The sequence below is a fragment of the Desulfoluna sp. CLI2B genome (assembly GCF_056847375.1).
Genome location: NZ_CP186557.1, coordinates 851,699 through 871,518, shown reverse-complemented (window position 1 = coordinate 871,518; position 19,820 = coordinate 851,699). Strand labels below are relative to the sequence as shown.

Annotated in this window: 15 protein-coding genes and 1 pseudogene; 13 read left to right on the top strand and 3 right to left on the bottom strand. The window is 60.8% G+C overall.

The genetic code is table 11. The annotated features are described in order from the left end of the window. The first annotated feature begins 2 nt into the window (after window positions 1-2). The 8 genes and pseudogenes from bamA to ACOYW2_RS04215 all read left to right on the top strand — a co-directional run bounded on the left by bamA (window position 3) and on the right by ACOYW2_RS04215 (window position 9,598). Window positions 3-2,846: an outer membrane protein assembly factor BamA gene (gene bamA, locus ACOYW2_RS04250; protein WP_482769509.1), complete on the top strand. Its 2,844-nt coding sequence runs from the start codon at window positions 3-5 to the stop codon at window positions 2,844-2,846. A 218-nt stretch (window positions 2,847-3,064) separates the two neighbouring features. Beyond that, window positions 3,065-3,703 (top strand): TetR/AcrR family transcriptional regulator, encoded by a 639-nt coding sequence (locus ACOYW2_RS04245; protein WP_482421839.1) that lies wholly within the window; start codon window positions 3,065-3,067, stop codon window positions 3,701-3,703. A 310-nt stretch (window positions 3,704-4,013) separates the two neighbouring features. After that, a complete protein-coding gene (locus ACOYW2_RS04240) occupies window positions 4,014-4,751 on the top strand; it encodes an efflux RND transporter periplasmic adaptor subunit (RefSeq protein ID WP_482769508.1) in 738 nt (245 codons plus the stop codon). Next, entirely contained in the window at window positions 4,720-4,989 is a 270-nt protein-coding gene (locus ACOYW2_RS04235) for a hypothetical protein (RefSeq protein WP_482769507.1), read from the top strand. The genes ACOYW2_RS04240 and ACOYW2_RS04235 overlap by 32 nt, the downstream gene beginning before the upstream one ends. 127 nt (window positions 4,990-5,116) lie before the next feature. Then, window positions 5,117-5,395, top strand: a complete 279-nt coding sequence (locus ACOYW2_RS04230) for an efflux RND transporter permease subunit (protein ID WP_482769506.1) — start codon at window positions 5,117-5,119, stop codon at window positions 5,393-5,395. After that, window positions 5,346-8,252 carry an efflux RND transporter permease subunit gene (locus tag ACOYW2_RS04225; RefSeq protein WP_482769505.1) on the top strand — a complete coding sequence of 969 codons (2,907 nt, stop codon included), beginning with the start codon at window positions 5,346-5,348 and terminating at the stop codon, window positions 8,250-8,252. Before ACOYW2_RS04230 ends, ACOYW2_RS04225 begins: the two co-directional genes overlap by 50 nt. Window positions 8,253-8,285: 33 nt before the next feature. Then, window positions 8,286-8,912: pseudogene (locus ACOYW2_RS04220) on the top strand (TolC family protein); the annotation flags it as partial. 71 nt (window positions 8,913-8,983) lie between these two features. After that, complete coding sequence (locus ACOYW2_RS04215) at window positions 8,984-9,598, top strand: TolC family protein (RefSeq protein ID WP_482769504.1); 615 nt, start codon at window positions 8,984-8,986, stop codon at window positions 9,596-9,598. 514 nt (window positions 9,599-10,112) lie between these two features. Here ACOYW2_RS04215 and ACOYW2_RS04210 read toward each other — a convergent pair. From ACOYW2_RS04210 to ACOYW2_RS04200, 3 genes are all read right to left on the bottom strand, one after another. Then, window positions 10,113-10,958 carry an ABC transporter permease gene (locus ACOYW2_RS04210; protein WP_482769503.1) on the bottom strand — a complete coding sequence of 282 codons (846 nt, stop codon included), beginning with the start codon at window positions 10,956-10,958 and terminating at the stop codon, window positions 10,113-10,115. Between the two features lie 110 nt (window positions 10,959-11,068). Further along, window positions 11,069-12,271, bottom strand: a complete 1,203-nt coding sequence (locus ACOYW2_RS04205; protein WP_482769502.1) for an ABC transporter substrate-binding protein — start codon at window positions 12,269-12,271, stop codon at window positions 11,069-11,071. Beyond that, window positions 12,268-13,023: an ABC transporter ATP-binding protein gene (locus ACOYW2_RS04200; protein ID WP_482769501.1), complete on the bottom strand. Its 756-nt coding sequence runs from the start codon at window positions 13,021-13,023 to the stop codon at window positions 12,268-12,270. Before ACOYW2_RS04200 ends, ACOYW2_RS04205 begins: the two co-directional genes overlap by 4 nt. A gap of 330 nt (window positions 13,024-13,353) precedes the next feature. On the opposite strand from ACOYW2_RS04200, the gene ACOYW2_RS04195 reads away from it, so the two are divergent. The 5 genes from ACOYW2_RS04195 to ACOYW2_RS04175 all read left to right on the top strand — a co-directional run bounded on the left by ACOYW2_RS04195 (window position 13,354) and on the right by ACOYW2_RS04175 (window position 19,781). Continuing rightward, entirely contained in the window at window positions 13,354-14,868 is a 1,515-nt protein-coding gene (locus tag ACOYW2_RS04195) for a metallophosphoesterase (RefSeq protein ID WP_482769500.1), read from the top strand. A gap of 67 nt (window positions 14,869-14,935) precedes the next feature. Beyond that, window positions 14,936-16,921: a CHAT domain-containing protein gene (locus ACOYW2_RS04190; protein WP_482769499.1), complete on the top strand. Its 1,986-nt coding sequence runs from the start codon at window positions 14,936-14,938 to the stop codon at window positions 16,919-16,921. Next, window positions 16,876-17,787 (top strand): class I SAM-dependent methyltransferase, encoded by a 912-nt coding sequence (locus tag ACOYW2_RS04185; RefSeq protein WP_482769498.1) that lies wholly within the window; start codon window positions 16,876-16,878, stop codon window positions 17,785-17,787. The genes ACOYW2_RS04190 and ACOYW2_RS04185 overlap by 46 nt, the downstream gene beginning before the upstream one ends. 118 nt (window positions 17,788-17,905) lie before the next feature. Beyond that, window positions 17,906-19,174 (top strand): Na+/H+ antiporter NhaA, encoded by a 1,269-nt coding sequence (nhaA, locus tag ACOYW2_RS04180; protein ID WP_482769497.1) that lies wholly within the window; start codon window positions 17,906-17,908, stop codon window positions 19,172-19,174. Window positions 19,175-19,571: 397 nt separating this feature from the next. Continuing rightward, window positions 19,572-19,781: a dodecin family protein gene (locus ACOYW2_RS04175; RefSeq protein ID WP_482417321.1), complete on the top strand. Its 210-nt coding sequence runs from the start codon at window positions 19,572-19,574 to the stop codon at window positions 19,779-19,781. Window positions 19,782-19,820 lie beyond the last annotated feature (39 nt).

Here is a 19,820-nt window from a genome sequence, read left to right as displayed (position 1 = left end):
CCATGATCGCATCACCGCCCACATGCGCCCGACGAAACGGCCCCCGTGCTGCCCGGCACTGGATGTGCCTTGCCCTTGTGCTCTCAGCCGTCCTGATGCCTAGGCCCACCGTGGCCGAGCCCAGCGCCCCCGTCATCTCGGAGATCAACGTGGAGATCGTGGGGACCGTCACAAAACCCGCGCACCTTGCCGCCTTTGCCCGCCGGATCATCCTCCTGGAAGAGGGAGAGCCTTTTTCCGCCGAAGCCCTTGAGAAAAGCCTGGAGCTGCTCAAGAGCACCCGTCTGTTCCAGGCCATCGACGTGCCCGACCCGTCCGAGGGTGAAGGGGAGATGGCCCTGACGTTCCGACTGACCCCGTTCCGGAGGATCAAGGATATCCACATCAACGGGGCGTTTCCCCTCCTGGAAAAGGAGGTGCTCAATGCCATGACCATCTATACCGGTGACGCCTTTGTTTCCGAAAAGCTTCAAAAACAGGAAGCACTCATCAAAAAAACGTTCAAAGACGAAGGGTACCCGGACGCCACGATCCGGGTCACGTCGGAGGAGGACCCGAAAGACGGCCATTTCGAGGTGACCGTTTCCATCCACAAGGGGGACTTCGACCGAATCCACCGCGTGGAGCTCATCGGAAACAACGGTTTTTCCGACGCACGGCTCAAGCTGAGACTCGACACCTGGAAGGTCTCCCTCTTCGCCGGAGAGATCCCCCGGTTCATCCAGAAAAAACTCGATGAAGATGTGGACAACCTCCGAAAATTCTACCGCGCCAAGGGGTATGGAGACGTGGAGATCACCCCGGAGGTGGAGCACCTCGCCGATCCCCACGATATGGTCATCCGGTTCAGGATAGACGAAGGGAAAAAATACGTGGCCCTCTTTGAAGGGAACACCGAGTTCTGGGGACTGACCCTGAAAAAGGAGCTGGCCTACCTGACAGAGGGAAACCGAAGCGAACTGGGCCTGAAAAAGAGCCTCAGAAACATCCGGACACGCTATCACAAAGCCGGTTACCTGGATGTGCAGGTGAGCATGGAGGAGTCCGACGTCACCGTCGAGGGTATCAGGGAGCGAGAGCTGCTCTTTTCCATTGACGAGGGACCCCGTTACATCGTCCAGGCCTTGGACATCCAGGGCAACACCGTCTTCGACCGGAAGCGCATCGAAAAGCAGATGCTCACCCGCCTGCCCGGCACCTTCAGCGCCGGAGAGTTCGTCCCCGATGTCCTGGACGAGGATATCAGCGCCATCCAGTCCCTCTACCTGACCAAGGGCTATCTGGAGACCACCGTGGACCATAAGGTGACCTTCATAGAGGACCCCGAAGCCCACCGAAAACTCGCCGATATCTCCCTTTCCATTCAAGAGGGCATACAGACCCGGGTGACATCCGTTGCCTTCAACGGCCTGCAGGCCCTCACACCCGATGAGGCGCTGGACGCCATTGCCCTGAAGGAGGGAGAGCCCTTTCGGGAATACATGATCGAAAGCGATGAAAACACCCTCTCCGGGGCCATCTCTGAAAAGGGCTACCCCCATATCACCGTCACGGGGCAGGCCCGGGTCGAGACCGATGACGAGGGGGCGGGCCGGGCCGAGATGGCCTACGACATCACCGAAGGGCCCAACGTAACAACCGGCGAGGTCTTCTACACAGGCAACTTCCGCACCCGCGAGCGCATCCTCAGGCGGGAGGTCGAGCTCACCCCGGGGGAACCCTTCTCCCTGACCCAGGCCCTGGAGACCCAGCGCAACATCCGGAACATCGCCGCCCTTTCCGCAGCGCACTTCCGGACCATCGGGCTTAAAGAAGAGGAACCCGAGGTGAATCTGTTGGTGGAGGTGGAAGAGAGAAAGCCCTACTACTATGAGCTCGGCCTCGGATACGACACCCGGCGGGAAAAGTATGCCCACACCCGCCTTGGGGACCGCAACCTCTTCGGCCAGAACAAAGACGGCTGGATCGCAGCCGAGATCAGCGACATCGGATACCGCACCGAGCTGGGCATCACCGAGCCCCGCTTTCTGGGCACCCGGATCAACGCCACCTTCAGCATGTTCGGAGAGAAACTCGAAGAGTTCAACCAGGATTTCGGCACACGCACCTACGGTTCCTCCCTGACCTTCAACCGACGGTTCCTCGAAAATTTCAACGCCTCCCTCAACAACCGCTACGAATACAGGGAGCAGTACAGGCTGAACGACACGCCCATTCCCCCGGGGGATGAAGAGCAGTACGAGCAGCGAAACATTGTGGTGGTCACCCCGTCCCTCACCTACAACTCCACCGACTCCTTTGTGCGCCCCCGAAAAGGCATGATCGCCTTCGGGGCCCTGGACATCTCCGCAGGCGTCGGAAATTCACTGGATGACTTTTTCAAATACCGCTACGAGCTGCGGTTCTATAAAACCCCCGTCAACCGCCTCACCTTTGCCCTGAGGGGCAGGATCCACCACATCGATCCATACGGAAGCAACAACAACATCCCCGAAGACCAGCTCCTCTTCCTGGGTGGAACCACCGACATCCGGGGCTACAGCGAGAACAAGTTCCTTATCAACGACAGCGGCGAAGCCGTGGGCGGGCGCACCACCCTGCTGGGAAGCGTGGAGGCCCGCATCGACCTGGGCTTGAATGTGGAACTCACCACGTTTTTCGATACAGCAAGCCTCCGCAATGCCTCCCAGCCCGATCTCTCCGAGTCCTTTCGTTCCAGTGCCGGAGCAGGCCTGCGCTATATCACCCCCATCGGCCCCGTGGGATTTCTCTACGGCTGGAAGCTGGACAAACAGCCCGGAGAAAGCTCCGGTAATTTTCATTTTTCCATCGGATACACCTTCTGAATCCCCCACATAAAACAAGCAGCAGCCCCTGATCCGTTTATCTCTCGAATCGGGTGGACACGCCCCTGGTTAATTTTTCCTCCTCACCAAAAGTCATTTTTTTTGCGTTGTTACCTACAAAAACCTTGCGTCCAATTCAAACATCGTTTAAAACCCTTTTTTATCGATGTTTCAAACAGCGTTTAAAATATTTGTTTCCCACACAACGGACCCCTTAAATGGATACCAAAACCAAAATACTCGATGCCGCCGAACGGCTCATCGTCGAACTGGGCGCAGACAAGGCGTCCATGCGAAAAATCACAGAGGAGGCCGGAGTCAACGTGGCGGCCATCAACTACCACTTCGGCTCCAAGGACAACCTCATCTCAGCCATTGTCACCCGGTTTCTCACCCCCCTTGAAGAGGAGCAGACCCAGCGCCTGGAGGTGGTGATGGACCGTGCAGGAGACAAGGCCCCGGTTTTGGAGGACCTGCTGCGAAGCCAGCTGGCGCCCCTTCATGAGTTCACCGTCACCCACCCGGACTGGATGAACGTTTTCCACCAGTTTGCCGCGGCCTACGAAAACGAGGATTTCTTCAAACAGAACCTGAAAAACATCCTGGAGAAAAAACTCATCTACCTGGTCGACTGCATGGCAAAGGCCCTGCCCCAGATCCCGAGGATGACCCTGCTGCGCCGCATTGCCTTCTTCCGGATCGGCCTTCAATTTACGGAGGGGGAGTGCATCATGGAGGAATCCATTGCCATCCTGGGTATCGACCGGGATCCCGATGCCATGCTGGAAGAGTTGATTCACTACATCTCAGCGGGCCTCCGGCAAATGCCTGCATATCCGCCCTACAGCCGGGCCTGAAAGTCACTTCCACTGGCAGGAAATCAGGTGGTGTTGCGTTTATATCTAAATACCGGTTCAGAAGAATAAGAAAACGGGCCCTTCACCTTACGGTGGGCCCAAATGAAGACAACCCGACCTTTCGGGGTCCAAACCGCAATCTCCGACGGGACGGCCGCGCGTTAACTGCGCAACTCCTTAGGCCACCGCTTTTACCGACCATTTTTTTCGAGTAGCGAGGTACATCAATGAAAGCTATGAAATGGATAACCGTCATCACCCTGCTTGCCCTGCCGGTCCTCTCGTACGCCGAAGGGCCTCGTCAGCTCCGGTGCTCGGCGCGACCAGCCAGATTCACCAGAAGACCATCGCCAAAACCCTGGATGTGGTGGGAACCCTCCAGTTCGACCGCGTCTCCGCCCTCTCTCCCGAGGTGAGCGGCCAGGTGGAGGCCGTTCTGGTCAAAGAGGGTGACCAGGTCACCAAGGGAGCGCCCCTCTTCCGCCTGAACCTCGATTTTGTGAACAACGAGATCGGCACGGTCAGGAAAAAAATCGCCCAGGTGGAAATCCGGCTGGCCCAGGCCAAAAAGGACCTGACCCGCTACGAGACCCTCTTCAAGCAGCAGGCGGCCAGTGAGCAGGAGTATGACAACATGCGCCTCTCCATGGAGGACCTTGCCATGCAGAAGGCCACCCTCCAGGAAAACCTGGCCCTGGCCCTCCTGAAAAAGGAGAAGAGCGTCATCCGTGCCCCCTTTGCCGGCGTGGTGCTGGAGAAAAACGCCGATGAGGGCAACTGGGTGGTGCCGGGGAACCCCGTGTGCCTCTTGGGCTCCATGGACGACCTCTACGTGAAGGTGCCCATGCCCGAAGACCTCCTGGTCTTTGCCAGGACCGGCGAGGAGCTGGACGTCTCCATCACCGCCCTGGGCCTCACCACCCGCGGCAGGATCACCGGGTACATCCCCGTGGCGGACACGGCCACCAAGAACATCTTCGTCAAGGGCGATGCTTCCCAGGCCTACGTGCCCGAACATGAGCGCCACCGTGGCCATGCCCGCCAGTGACAAGCAGGAGATGACCCTGGTCCCCAGGGATGCCCTGGTCACCTTCAACGGCCAGACCCTGGTCTACACCATCAATGAAGGGGCGGCAGCGCCCCTGCCGGTAACGGTCCTTGCCTACGTGGAGGGCGCAGCCGGCATCGCCGAAGGGCCCGTGGCCCCCGGCATGGACGTGATCATCGACGGCAACGACCGGCTCCAGCCCGGCCAGCCCGTGACGGTCATTGAAGCAAGGAAGTAAACCGGATCTGAAGCACAGCCGTGCCCCACTCCCCCCGCAAGGTGCCCGTCGCCTTGTGGTCGCACGAGAGATGCCGAGGGCGTCGGGCCTTTTCTGACATGATGAAACCAGGGATACCAAGCCACCCATGGATTTGATTAAATTTTCCATCCAACGACCCGTCACCGCTGCGGTGATGGTGATCATGATCGTCCTGTTCGGAATGATCGGGCTCTCCAAGCTCCCCGTGCAGCTTGCCCCCGACACCGAGCTGCCGGAAATCGAGGTGATGACCTCCTGGCCGGGTGCCAGCCCCAGCGAGCAGGTGATCGAAGAAGCAGGAAGACAACCTCAAGAGCCTCCAGAACCTCCAGAAGATGGAGAGCTCCAGCTACAACGACTACGCCACCATCACACTCACCTTTGACCTGGAGACCGACGTGGACACGGCCCTGCTCCGGGTCTCCAACAAGCTCAACGAGGTGTCGGACTACCCGGACAACGTCTACGAGCCGGTGATCTCCAGCTCCGGGGGTTCCGCCAACCCCATCATCTGGATGCAGATGCGCGCCCTTGAAGGAAGCAACACCGACATCCGCACCCAGCGCACCTTCTTCGACAACGAGGTCAAGCAGTACATCGAGCGTGTCGACGGCGTGGCCTCTCTCTTGGTCTTCGGAGGCACCAAGGACCAGCTTGAGATCGTTCTGGATCCTGAGAAAATGGCCCGGCGGGGCATCACCATCAACCAGGTGATCGCCCGGGTTACGGCCGCCAACAACGACATCTCCGCAGGGGTGCTGGGCATTGACCGGCGAAACTACCGCATCCGCACCACGGCCAAGTTCCAGAAGGTCACCGACCCTCTGGACGTGGTGATCATGGATGACGGCATCACCCGCATCCTCCTTCGGGACATCGCCACCAGCCGCATCGGCTACGAACCCCAGTTTGTCTCGGTCATGGAAAACGGCGCCGAAGGCATCGTCATCGGGGTGAAAAAGCAGAAAGGGGGCAACGTCCTGGAGATCGTGAACCGGGTCCACGCCGAAGTGGACCGCCTCAACGATGGCATTCTGGCCAAAAGGGGCCTGTACATCAACTGGTCCTACGACGAGGCGCCCTACATCATGCGGGCCATCTCCATCATGAAAAAGAACGTGCTCATCGGGGCGGCCCTGGCCATCCTGGTTCTGGTGACCTTCCTGCGCAGCGCACGGTCCACGGGCACCATCGGCCTGGCCATTCCCATTTCGGCCATCGGCACCTTCACCTCCCTGTGGCTCATGGGCCGCAACCTCAACGTGGTGAGCCTTGCGGGCATCTCCTTTGCCGTGGGCATGCTGGTGGACAACTCCATCGTGGTGCTGGAAAACATCGACCGGCACCTGAAACTCGGCAAAAAGACCTTTGACGCGGTCTACGAAGGGGCCACCGAGGTGTACGGTGCGGTCATCGCCTCCACCCTGACCACGGTGGCGGTCTTTCTCCCCGTTATCTTCATGAAACAGGAGGCAGGACAGCTCTTCCGGGACATCGCCATCGCCATCACCACGGCCATCCTCCTGAGCCTGTTTGTCTCCATCACGGTGATCCCCTCCTTCATGCACCTGATCTACAGGAAAAAGGGACCGGCCCAGAAAGAGGGGGGCGCTTTGGGCAAGGCCGGAGACCTTTTTATCTCCAGCATCATGGGCGTGGCCAACGCCTGCCTGAAAAACACGGTCACCCGGGTGGCCTGCGTGGTGTCCTTCACCGCCTTTTCCCTGCTCATCGCCTGGGCCCTCATGCCCAAGGCCGAGTACCTGCCCCAGGGCAACCAGAACTTCATCATGAGCATCCTGGTGCCGCCCCCCGGGTACTCCGCCGAAAAACGGCACGAGGTGGGCGAGTACATTTTTGAGAAGACAGACACCTACCGAAAAGACACGGGCGAGGGCCTGCCCAAGATCAAAAACGTCTTTTACGTCTCTGCGGACATGATCAGCATGTTCGGGGTGGTCTGCACGGACGAGGACGAGACCCGGGCCGGTGAGCTGATTCCCTCCCTGACCCAGATCATCTACTCCATGCCCGGCATGTTCGGCATCAGCCTCCAGCCCGGTATCTTCGAAACCGGCCTGGGCAAAGGGCGCACCATCGACCTGAACATCTCCGGCGAAGAGATGGGCTCCATCGTACAGGCAGGCTTCACCCTCATGGGTGCCGTGGGCCAGGCCGTGCCCAACTCCCAGATCCGGCCGGTGCCCTCCCTTGAAATTGCCTACCCGGAAGGGCGCATCATCCCGGACAAGCAGAAAATGGCGGCCAGCGGCCTCACCGAGCAAGAGCTGGGGATCTACGTGGATGTGCTCATGGACGGCCGGAAGGTGGCAGACTACAGCCCCGACGGCAAGGACCGCATCGACCTGGTGGTTCGCAGCGAGGAGGCGGACTTCAAGACCCCCGAGGCCATCCTGGAAGCCCCCATGGTCAACAACCACGGGAAACTGGTGCGCGTTGGCGACGTGGCCTCCCTCTCCTACGAGCACGGCATGACCCAGATCGACCGCCTGGAAAAACGGCGCAACATCCGCCTGGAGATCACGCCCCCCATTGACGTGCCCCTTCAGGAAGCCATGGAAACCATCCGCGCCAAGGTGGACGGCCTCATGGAAGCCGGTCAGCTCTCCGGGGTGAATGTAAAGCTGGGCGGCAACGCCGACAAACTCATGGAGACCTTCCATGCCCTGAAGTGGAACCTGGCCCTGGCCATCCTCATCACCTATCTGTTGATGGCCGCCCTCTTCGAGAACTTTCTCTACCCCTTCATCATCCTCTTCTCCGTACCCCTGGCAGCCGCCGGCGGGTTCATCGGACTGAGGCTGGTGGACCTTCTCGTGGCCAGACAGCCGTTGGACGTTCTCACCATGCTGGGATTCATCATCCTCGTGGGCACGGTGGTCAACAACGCCATCCTCATCGTGCACCAGTCCCTGAACAACGTGCGACTGGAGAACATGTTGGGGATGGACGCCATCAAGGACGCCATCCGAACCCGTATCCGGCCCATCTTCATGAGTGTCTGCACCAGTATCTCCGGCTTTCTGCCCCTGGTGCTGGCCACGGACTCCGGGTCCGAGCTCTACAGGGGGATCGGCAGCGTGCTGCTGGGTGGCATGGCATTGTCCACCCTCTTCACCCTCTTTGTGATCCCCGCGCTCCTCTCCTTCTTCATCGGCTTTGAAGAAAAAGGCCGGCAGGCCTCGTCGCCAAACGAGCCCCTGGAGCGCTACTCAGCCTAACACACACCATGGGGGCCGGAACGTCCGGCCCCCATGTCGAGCAGTGAGGTATACGACATCATGAAACGACTTCTCGTTCTGGCAGCCCTTTGCCTGGTTGCCACCCCCTTACACGCCCTGACCCTGTCCGAGCTGCAGCAGGAGGCCCTGGCCGAACGCCACGCAGTCAAGGCCAGTGAGGCCACAGCCGCCATCGCCGAAAAAAAGGTCCAGGAGGCCAGGAGCCCCTTTCTCCCCAGCGTGGACGTGGGCTACGAAGCCAACCGCTACAACCACGACACCATCACCGAAATCCGGGAAAAAAATGACGGGTTCACCGGCAGCATTGCCTTAAACGTCTTTGCCGGATTCAAGGACGCATACTCCCTGAAAGCCGCACGATTTGGTGCCGAAGCCGGGCAACTCGACCTGGCCTCCACGCGCCAGGACGTCAGCCAGAACGTGGCCCTGGCTTTTCTGGGGGTCTACCGCAGCAGACAGAACCTCACCGTGGCCCAGGACTCGGTGCGCCTCTACAAAGACCGCTACCGTGAGATGGAGCTCAAATACAACGTGGGGGTTCTTAAAAAGCGGGACCTGCTCACCGTCAAGGTGGAGCTGGACAACGCGGTGCAGACCGAGCGCCGCACCCTGGCCAACATCACCGCCTCCCTCAACACCCTGGCCCTTGCCGTGCTGCCCCACAAGCTGAAGCGGACGCCCTGGACTTTTCCGTGTTCACGGAACTCCCCATGGTCATGGACGCGGCCGAAGGCAAGTCCGTCCTTCTGGCCGAAAACAGCCGGATCCTCTCCCTCAAGGAGACCCTCTCCGGTGCGGGAATGGAGAGGAAGGCTGCCCGGGCCGCCTACATGCCGCGCCTGGACCTGTCGGCCACCTACACAAGCCGGTACCTGGACGACTACAGCTTCGGCTCCTCCGAGGTCAACGGCGACGATGTCCGCCTCACCGCCTCGGTGACCATGAACCTGTTTGACGGCCTCAAAAAAGAGTCGACCTTAAGCCAGGCTTCCCTCAACGAAGCCGCCCTTCGCCATCAGCTCCGGGAGCTTGAAAACAGCCTCTCCACGGACTTCGACAACGCCGTTCTCGACCGAGACGTGGCCATCGACAACCTGGCCGTGGCCCGCTCAGGCCTTGCCGAGGCCGAGGAAAACCTCCGGGTCACGGACCTGGCCTTCGAGCAGGGGGTCGCCACCTCCACCGAGGTACTGGACGCCATCTTCAGCCTCTCCCGCGCCCGGTTCAACAACATCTCGGCCCTTACCGACGTGTTTGCCACACACTATACCCTGCTGAGACTGACGGAAGGGTTTGAGACAGGTAAATCAGGAAATAGGTCATAGGTAATCAGGTAATAGGGCAAGATGGCAGGGAACAGGCCTCTCCTGCCGCCTTCGTGTTTCAAGCGCAGCGACACCCTGCGCCGGTTGGATCGCACGCGCGACTGCGATCCGGCCGGTGTGCGGGGGAAAAACAGGTGATAGGTGATAGGTGATAGGTGATAGGTGATAGGTGATAGGTGATAGGTGATAGGTGATAGGTGATAGGTGATAGGTGATAGGTGATAGGTGATAGGTGATAGGAAGGATAGAAACAACTCACTCACCGAAGTCAATCATTAAAAAGAAGGAAAACGGCTTATTGGCGGTGCGCACGGCGCACCCTACGAGGTATCGGCCTTTTGCCTCCATGACATAAAAACGATACCCGCCCCCCCCCCAACCATGCCCGACCCGCGAAGCGTAGGGTGCGGCCCCCGCACCGTTTTCGCCACGGACCACCGCAATGCCCATCAAACAAAAAAAGCCATCCCCACAGAAGCGTCACGCCCCATGACCGATGGCCTTTCCCTATTTCCTATTTCCTATTCCCTATTCCCTGTTTTTCCCGCTCTCCACCTCGACTCCCCCAATTCAAATACTGACGAAGCATCTGAATGGCACCGTCCAGGCAAAACCCCAAAACGCCGATGGCAAGGACCGTGGCCATGAGCAGGTCGTACTCCATGGTGTCCCTGGCGTCGTTGATGATGTAGCCGAGGCCGCTTGAGACCCCCAAAAATTCAGCGGGAACAAGAACGATCCAGGCCACGCCCAGGGCCAGGCGGAGGCTGGTGAGGATGTAGGGAACCGAGGCGGGGATAATGATGCGGGTGAGGAGCTGACGATCTGTTGCCCCCTGGTTTCTGGCCATCATGATCCAGCCGGGGTTGACCCGCACCACGCCCAGGGAGGTGTTGAGAATAATGGGCCACACCGTGGCCATGGTGATGATAAAACAGATGGCTGTCTCAAAGCTGGAGAAGATGAGAAGAGCGATGGGCATCCAGGAGAGGGGGCTGACCATGCGGAGGAACTGCATGGGCGGGTAGGTGAGGACCCTGACGGTGCGGTAGAACCCCAGGAGCAGGCCCACGGGAAACCCCACCACAAAGGCGATGAGAATCCCCAGGCAGACCCGGGAGAGGCTTGCCCCGGCAGAGGCCCAGAAATGTGCGCTGCCCACCAGGCGCACCAGCCCCTTCAAGGTGGGGCCGGGCAGAAAGCCCTGGAACTGGGCCAGGTCCGTGCGGCTGAAGAGAAGGGTCCCTCCTGCCGCCCAGAGGGCGATGAAAAAAAGGAACCCGGCAAGCCCCATGAAGAGGCCGCTGTTCATCATTTTTTCCGCATAGGGTTGCCTTGCGTATACTGACTGCTTTTTCAAATATCTCTCAATCACATTCATAGGGTTTGGGTTCTCGGCAACGCAAGGTGGGCCAAAGGGCCAATGCTGGCGGCAGGAAACGTTAGTGGCCCTGACGCGGGTTGATCCGGTTACACGGAGATGATCTCCTCCCGGTGGAAGGGATCGTCCAGGCGGCCGTACGAAAATTTTCCCGGCCCGCCCACGGCTTCGATGGCCCGGGTGACATAACGGTCGTCCACAAGCTCGGCCGCAGCCACTTCAGGATCCAGGGAGCGGAGGAAAGCGGCGTCCCCCTCCACAACGGTTCGCCCCAGCTCGCCCACAAGCAGCCGGGTGGCCGACGGATAGGGCCAGGGCTGGAAGCCGATGCGCTCCAGCTGCCACTCGGGATGATGGATGGCACCGGTGCCTCCCATCTCGCCGTAAACCGCGGGATCGTACCCGGTAAACGCCCTTAGCAAAATTTCTTCGTCCACGGGGAGGTAGTTCCCTCCCTGGCGGCTCAGGATACGGGCGGCATCCCTGCGGTTCTCCGTGATCCAGAGCTGAGCACGGACAATGGCGTTCATCACCTTCTGGGAAAACACCGGCTGCCGGGCCACCAGCCCTTCGTTCATCACCACCACACAGCAGGGATGGTTCTTCCAGATATCCCCGGTAAACCGCATGATACGGGCCCCGGTCTTCACCTCGCTGATGGCGTTGATGGGGTCGGCCACAATATAGCCGTCAATTTTCCGTCCGGCAAGGGCAGCGGGCATCTCCGGAGGAGAGAGCACAAAAAGGTTCACCTCGTCCGGGGCAAGGGGAGCGGTCTGCCGCTGGATCACCGGCTTGAGCCCGAATTTCCTCAAGCCCATCTGGAGGATCACGTTGTGGGTGGAATACCAGTAGGGCACGGCAATCTGGTGGCCGCCCAGATCGGCAAACGATTGAATATCCGAATCCCCGCGCACGGTAATGGCGCTGCCGTTGGTGTGGTTCCAGGCCAGGACCTTCACCGGCACCCGGTGCTTAAACCGCATCCACACCGGCATGGGAAGCAGCATGTGGGTCAGGTTGAACTTGCCGGAAAGAAAAGATTCCATGAGGGTGGACCAGCTTCGCACCCGCACCGGTTTTTTAAGGCGCAGCCCCTCTTCCTGAAAATACCCCAGGGCATGGGCGATGAGAAGCGGTGCCGAGTCGGTGATGGGCAGGTAGCCCACCCGAAGCTCGGGTTCGCCTGCGGCCCGGGCCAGGGCAGGCATCCCGGCCACGCCCAAGGCGCTGCCTGCGGCGGCCAGCCCGGCCTGTTTCATAAACTCCCTGCGGGTCACGATACGGCTCACAGGCCCTCCTCCTGAAATCGGTCCATAATGGCGCCCTTCATGTCCCGAAGGACCGGATCGGAAGGGTCCCGGGGGTACGCCCTGTCCAAAGCATACTCCTCCATGATGTGACCGGGCTCGCCGCCCAGAAGCACCACGCGGCTTCCCAAGGCCAGGGCCTCGTCCAGGTCGTGGGTCACGAACACCACGGTGATGTCGGTTTCCAGGCGGATGCGCACCATCTCTTCATGGAGCCGGGATCGGGTAAAGGTATCCAGGGCCCCGAAGGGCTCGTCCATCAACAAAAGATCAGGGTGGCCCATGAGGGCCCGCGCCAGGCAGACACGCTGCTGCATGCCCAGGGAGAGTTCTCCGGGAAGATAGCTCTCGTGGCCTGCCATGTGCACCCTCTCCAGCCAGCGCCTGGCCCTTGAAAGGAGATGATCGGTCTCCCCCCTGAGCTTGCACCCGAAGGCCACGTTCTCCAGCACGGTGAGCCAGGGAAGAAGCATGGGCTGCTGGGTCAGGAGAATGCGCGAGGGATCGGGATGCTCCACCGCAGCGCCGTCCACGGTCACCTCCCCGGACGTGGGGGGCACCATGCCGGCCACGATGTTGAGCAGGGTGGATTTGCCGCACCCCGACCTGCCGAGGACCACCACGAAGTCCCCTTCGGAGACCGAGAGGCGCACCCCACCCAGGGCCGCCTTGCGCTTGCGCCCGGAGAGCTTGAATACTTTTGAGATGTCGCTGAGTCGAATCTTTTCGGTCATCTTGCCTGCCTGGTTCCGCCGTTGCCGCAAAGGGCCGATGCCCTTTTCCGGAATGAGATCCCCCTACACTGTGTTTTTCGGTTGTTCCCCCCAAAGAGTTAAAGAGAAAAACAAATGACAATCGGCGTTTTCCGGGCATACCTCTTATATTATGTCTATTTCGGCACTCAGAATTTCCACAGCTCGCGTTTCCAGGATGCCGAGTGCCGCTGTCATTCATGACACCGTTCCCCCGGTTGTCACGCTGGTTGTCGCACCCGTTGTCACCCCTTGTATTATCTGCGAAATACGATACAATATCGGCTTATTAACCCCTGAACGAGGTGCCCCATGCCCTTTCCTCAGTACGATGCCGTTCATGTTATCTCCGACATCCATTTGGGGGGCTCCCCCGGCTTCCAGATCTTCAACCAGCAAAAAGCCCTGGCCTGGCTCATCAAACACCTGGCCGCCGAGCCCGACAACCGAAAAACAGCCCTTGTCCTCAATGGCGACATCGTGGATTTTCTCGCCGAACCCGCACCGCCCAATGAAAAAGCTTGTTATTTCCGCCCCAACCATGCAGCAAAAGACCTCACCCGCATCATGAACGACCCCGAATTTACGGAGGTCTTCCAGGCCCTTTCCACCTACACCCGGTCTGAAAACCGCACTCTGGTCATCGTCCTGGGCAACCACGACGTGGAACTGGCCCTTCCTGACGTCAGGGCCCTTCTGGCCGAAAGACTCTGCGGAGGATCCGACGCGGCACGGGGCCGCCTCATCTTTGCCATGGACGGCACCGGCTTTGCCTGCCGGGTGGGGGAGAAAAACGTGCTGTGCATCCACGGCAACGAAACCGATGCCTGGAACCCCGTGGACTACAGGGCCCTGAACCGCATCCGGGCCGAGAAAAAACGCCGTACCCCCCTGCCCCCGTGGACGCCCAACGCTGGCACCAAGATGGTCATCGACGTCATGAACGGGCTCAAGAAAAAATACCGGTGGGTCGACCTGCTCAAGCCCGAGACCGAGACCATCCCCGCCCTGCTCATGGCCATGGACGACCATGCCGTCACCTGGTCGCGGCTCAAGAGCCTCTTTGGTGTCGCCGCGGACTTCATGCGAGACAAACACCGGGACCCGGACAGCTTCCTGGGGCTCCAGGGGGAACTCCCCGGCCAGGAGGCGTCCGAGGACACCGCCTTCCAGCGGGTCATGGCCTCCAGCTACCCGAGCCTGGTCAATACCCCGGCCACCGGCACAACGGACATGGACAGCCTCCTCCACGAGATGGACGCCCACCTGGCAAGGGGCACCTCTCCGGCCTCACTGGCCTCGTCCCCGGAGCAGGCCGACTTCTTAGGTGCCTGGGGCGCGGTGTGGGACAAGATACGGGGCCGCTCCCCGGAGGAGAACATGCGCGAAGCCCTCCAGGGCTGGCTCAAGGACGACCCCACCTTCAACCCCAAAACCGAAGACGACACCTGCCGGAGTGTCCGGGAGCTTGTGGGCCCGGAGGTGGATGTGGTGGTGGCCGGCCACACCCACCTGCACAAAGCCATCAACTCGGGCACAGGCCCCGCTTACTTTAACTCCGGCTCCTGGATCCGACTCATGCAGCTCACCCCGGACCTGTTGGAAAAAGAGCCCTTTAAAAAGGTGTGGGCCATCCTTGAAAAGGGCGACATGAAGAGCCTGGACAATGCCACGGTCAACGGCAGGCCCCTCATCCGTCACGTCCGCTCCGTGGTCTCCATTGAAAAAGAGGACGGCGGAGAGGTCTCAGGAGCCCTTGCCACCGTGGAAGGGACAGACGGCGCCTACAGCCTCTGCCCGGTGCCCGACGGGCGACTTGCCTGCTGACCGCCGGAATGTTTTTTTACCCGGCTTTTTTCCTAACGATACCCATGGATCTCACACAGGAGCCCCCATGCCACACATTCGATCCGTGAAACTGGAGTTGTTGCGCCATGGCCCGCCCCACAACCAGCTTATCTCCCCGTTGACGCGCTACATGGGCCTCAGCGGTCGCCACGAGCCCGTCACCGTCACCCTGCCCTACGAGCAGCAGGATGTGCTCACCCTGCTCAGGGCCCTGCGTTACGGGGAAAAGGACACCCCCACACGAAGGGCGCAAATCCGGGAGATCTCGACGGCCATGGGGCAGATCATGGAAAAGGTCCCCGGCCTCATCGCCGACCTCTCCCTGGAGGGAGACGAAACATTCGTTCAGCTGCGCCTTGTCTTCTCCGCATCGGAGCTGGCCCTGCTCCCCTTTGAGATGGCCGACGCAGCCCGCGGCTTTCCCGGTGAAGGCTCGCCCCTGGCCCTTCAGCAGGAGGTGCCGGTGGTGATGACCCGGGAGATCCGGGGAGCCGACGGACGGGTCCAGCCCTGGGACACAACGCCCCGAATCCTCTTTGCCGCCGCAGCCCCCCCGGGGGTGGGAACCATCCCCTTCAAGGCTCACCTCCTCGCCCTTCGGGAGGCTGTGGGGCCCTGGCTTCCAAGGGCCTCGGCCCACGAATCGCCCACGGAACGCCTCTCCCCCTTTCTCACTATCCTGCCGTCAGCCACCCTGGCCCAAATCCAGGAAGCCTGCGCCGAAGGCTCTTACACCCATGTGCACATCCTCGCCCACGGGGTGCCGCACCCGGACGCGTCGGAAGTCCGATACGGGCTGGCCCTGTGCGACGATACCAACCCCACGTCCATGGACGTGGTGGATGGAAAGAGACTCTCCGCGGCCCTGCGGGTCAAGGCCCGGGGCGAGGGCTTTTCCTCCCCCCTGGTGGTCACCGTCGCCAGCTGCGACAGCGGCCAGCAGGGCTCGGTGGTACTCCCCGGTTCCAGCCTGGTCCACGCCGTGCACAACGCAGGGGTGCCCCTGGTCATCGGCTCCCAATACCCCTTGACCAAGACCGGCTCCGTCACCATGGTCCGGACCCTCTACGGGGGCCTCCTCTGGGGAAAAGACCCCCGCGCCTGCCTTTACGAGCTGCGCCAGCAGCTCCGGCGGCAGGACCGTACCACCCATGACTGGGGCAGCCTCATCGCCTACGCGTCTCTGCCCGACGACATGGAATCCCAGCTTGGGGAGTTCAGGACCATCCAGGCCCACAGGGCCCTCACCGCGTCCATGAACCGCGCCCACAACCTCACCGAGCGGGGGATCAAAGGCGTTGACGGTGACTTCACCGAGGTCATCGACGACATCCGCCACGCCATCTCGGTGATGCCCGACTGCGATCCAAAACCCGACGCGCCTTTCCTCGCTGTCCAGGAGAACCGCATCGCCAAGCTCTGCATCCTTGGGTCAGCGGAAAAGCGTCAGGCCCAGGCCCTTTACCTTCAGCACAACGAAAACAAGTCCCCCGAGGCCCCTCGTCTCTCCGACGACGCCCTCCTGAGCCTGGAACGGGCCCTTGCCTTTTACCGACGCGCAGCAGCCATCAACGCCCACGCCCACTGGCCCGGCACTCAGGTACTGAGCCTCTCCATGTTCCTTAAATATTACAAGACAAAGAAAATGGAGCTGGAGATTCCCTTGTGGGCCTTTCTGGACGCCTCGGCCCGCTTTGACCTTCACCACCCCGATTCATCCCAGAGGCTCTGGGCCTGCGCCAACCTGGCCGAGCTCCACTTTCTGGCCCTGGTGGCAGGACCGGTTCGACCCGGGGACCCGAGGCCGTCCCCCGAGCACTTCATCGCCCGGCTTCTGGAAGAGGCCCCCACCAATGCGGTCCAGGTCATCGCCCTGCGCTGGCAGCTGCATCGCTACACCCACATCCTGCGCTTCGACGACACCTCGGCCAGCCATGCCGAACGGCTCACCAATATGCTCACGGGCCTTGCGGAGGAGAACACCACGTGCGAACCGATCAGCCAAGCAGGACAGCCCGCAAAATCGCGTTGAACATCGTGAGCCTGGGCGCCACACCGGACGCTGCCGACGCCCTGCCGGCGGGCATGGCCGATGCCACGGCCCGCCTCCTCGTGGCCTCCGGGGCCGCAGGCCCGGCCCTGGTCCGGTGGTCCCGCTCCTGGCAAATGGTCAGCCTCTGTCACCTGTTTGACCCGCTCATGCCCGGGGAATTCGAAGGGATCGGGCGCCGAAAAGTGTTCTGCGAGGAGCAGGTGCGGGACGCCGTCGAAAATAGATGCACCCAGGTCCTCGTCCTCGGGGCGGGGTACGACACCCTGGCGTGGCGCCTGGCCCACGAGTTCCCCGGCGTCCGTTTTTTCGAGATCGACCATCCGGCCACATCCCGCCTCAAGCGAAAAGGCATCGCGGCCATGGGAAGGCCGGGCAACCTGCACCTCATGGCAGAGGACCTGGCCCACACCCCGCTGGCCGAGGCCATGGAGGCCGATCCGTTGTGGGCCTCAAACGCCCAGACAGTGATCCTGGCCGAGGGCCTGCTCATGTACCTGCCCGAAAAGGCGGTAAAGGCCCTGTTTTCACAATGCAATGACATCACGGGCCCCGGAAGCCGCATGGTCTTTACCTACATCGGCACCGGTGCAGGGGGCAGGCCGGATGTGGGGTGGCTCTCCGGGCTCCTGCTCTGGACCATGGCCCTGGCCGGAGAACCCTGGCTCTGGAGCCTCCGCCCCGAACAGATCGGCGCCTTTCTGGCCGACACGGGCTGGGAAGCGTCACCGTGCGCCCCGGAATCACCTTCAGGCCACGGGGTGGAGTTTTACGCGGTGGCAGACAAACAGAAGATAAAACAAGAAAGGTCACCATTCAGCACCCGTTTGCCTCCGGCGGCAAGGTGAGCCACCTTGAAAGCAGATAGCAGATGTGTTTTGCCCCTCGTTCCTCGGGTCAAATCACATCCGCCTTTAAAGTAAAAATTCACTCAAAGAACCGAAGGTTTGAAGCATGAGCGTCCGGATGACCAGGATCCCCCTGGCCGCCGGCACAACCGACATCACACCAGATACGGAGATCGCCATGATGAAGCCCCAGGAATCGTTTCTCGCAAAATTTTTCAAAATGGAATCCGCTGGCGGCATTGTCCTGATGCTGGCCGCCACCCTGGCGGTGGTGCTGGCCAACACCCCGTTGCGGACGTATTACGCCCTTTTCATCGACACCCCGGTGGAGATCCGGGTGGGGGCCATCCACATTGCCAAGCCCCTTTTGCTGTGGATCAACGACGGGCTCATGGCGATCTTCTTTTTCCTTGTGGGCCTGGAGTTGAAGCGGGAGCTTCTGGAAGGCGAGCTGGCGGACAAGCGCAATATCATCCTGCCCGGGGTGGGAGCCATCGGCGGCATGGCCGTCCCCGCGCTGATCTACGTCTATTTCAACATAAACGATTCCGCGGCCATGAAAGGGTGGGCCATTCCGGCGGCCACGGACATCGCCTTTGCCCTGGGGGTGCTCTCCCTTTTGGGATCGCGTGTTCCCATCAGCATCAAGGTGTTTTTAACCTCCCTGGCCATTTTCGACGACATCGGGGCCATCGTCATCATCGCCGTCTTCTATACGGAAAACATCTCACCGGTGGCCCTTGCTGTGGTGGGATTCTGCATCCCGGTCCTGGCCCTTCTCAACTGGAGGCATGTTGAGGCCAAGAGCCTCTATATCGCGGTGGGGGTCGTCATGTGGGTGGCCATGCTGAAATCAGGGGTGCACGCCACCCTGGCGGGGGTCTTGCTGGCCATGTTCATTCCCATGACGTCCAAAGAAGAACCCGGGACCTCGCCCCTCAAGAGCCTGGAACACGATCTGCATGCAGTGGTAGCCTTTGTGGTGTTGCCGGTCTTTGCCTTTGCCAACGCCGGGCTCAACCTGGCGGGCATGGGCATGGAGCAGATCTTTCATCCCGTCCCCCTGGGCATCGCCCTGGGGCTCTTCGTCGGAAAGCAGGTGGGGATCTTCAGCTGCTGCTGGGCCGCCGTGGCCCTGAAGCTCACGGACCTGCCCAAAGGGGTGTCCTGGGGGGCCCTCTACGGAGCCGCGGCCCTCTGCGGTGTGGGCTTTACCATGAGCCTGTTCATCGGCTCCCTGGCCTTTGAACAGACCTCCGTCAACCTTCTGTTCGACGAACGGTTAGGCATCATCCTGGGCTCCCTGGCCTCAGGTGCCGTGGGCTACCTGGTCCTCAAAGTGACCCTGCCTGCAAGCATCACCGAAGACGCGCCCGAACCGGCCTGACCTTCCGCCTGTCATGGGCCGCACCAACCCCGCAACGTCACCAGGCCGTTTGCCCAGAAACGCAAAAACTCCGAGCCCTCGTTACTCGGGCTCGGAGCTTTTTTGCAATAAGTGACCTGCCCGAGTCAACTGAACTGTTCTCAGGCCGCCTCAACAAACTTCAGGCATTCGCCCTGAGTCCCCCATTGCGACGGGTTCGGCGATCTGGTATCATCTTAAAAAATCACGTATTTTCTTACAGCTCCGGGCCAGAGAGCAGCGCCGCTTCTTACGACCCCGCCCTGACAGCGGCCATTGACCGATGTTCCATCCCTTCCTCCGGCCCCACCGCACCCCCGCTGGTTCGCGTGTCAGCACCTCCGATCCTCACCCCGTCCCACCCAAAAAGGAGAACACCATGGATTCAAGCACGTACAAAATCATCGAAGTTGTCGGCTTGTCGGAAAAATCCTGGGAAGATGCGGCCAAAGTCGCCATTCAGACCGTGGACAAGACCCTGCGGGATATCCGCGTGGCCGAGGTCGTGAACATGGACATGCGACTCGAAGACAACCGCATTGTCGCGTACCGCACCCGACTGAAGGTGTCGTTCAAGTTCGACCAGTAGAGCGTGACACCATCCCTTCACACAGAGCCGGGGAGCCAG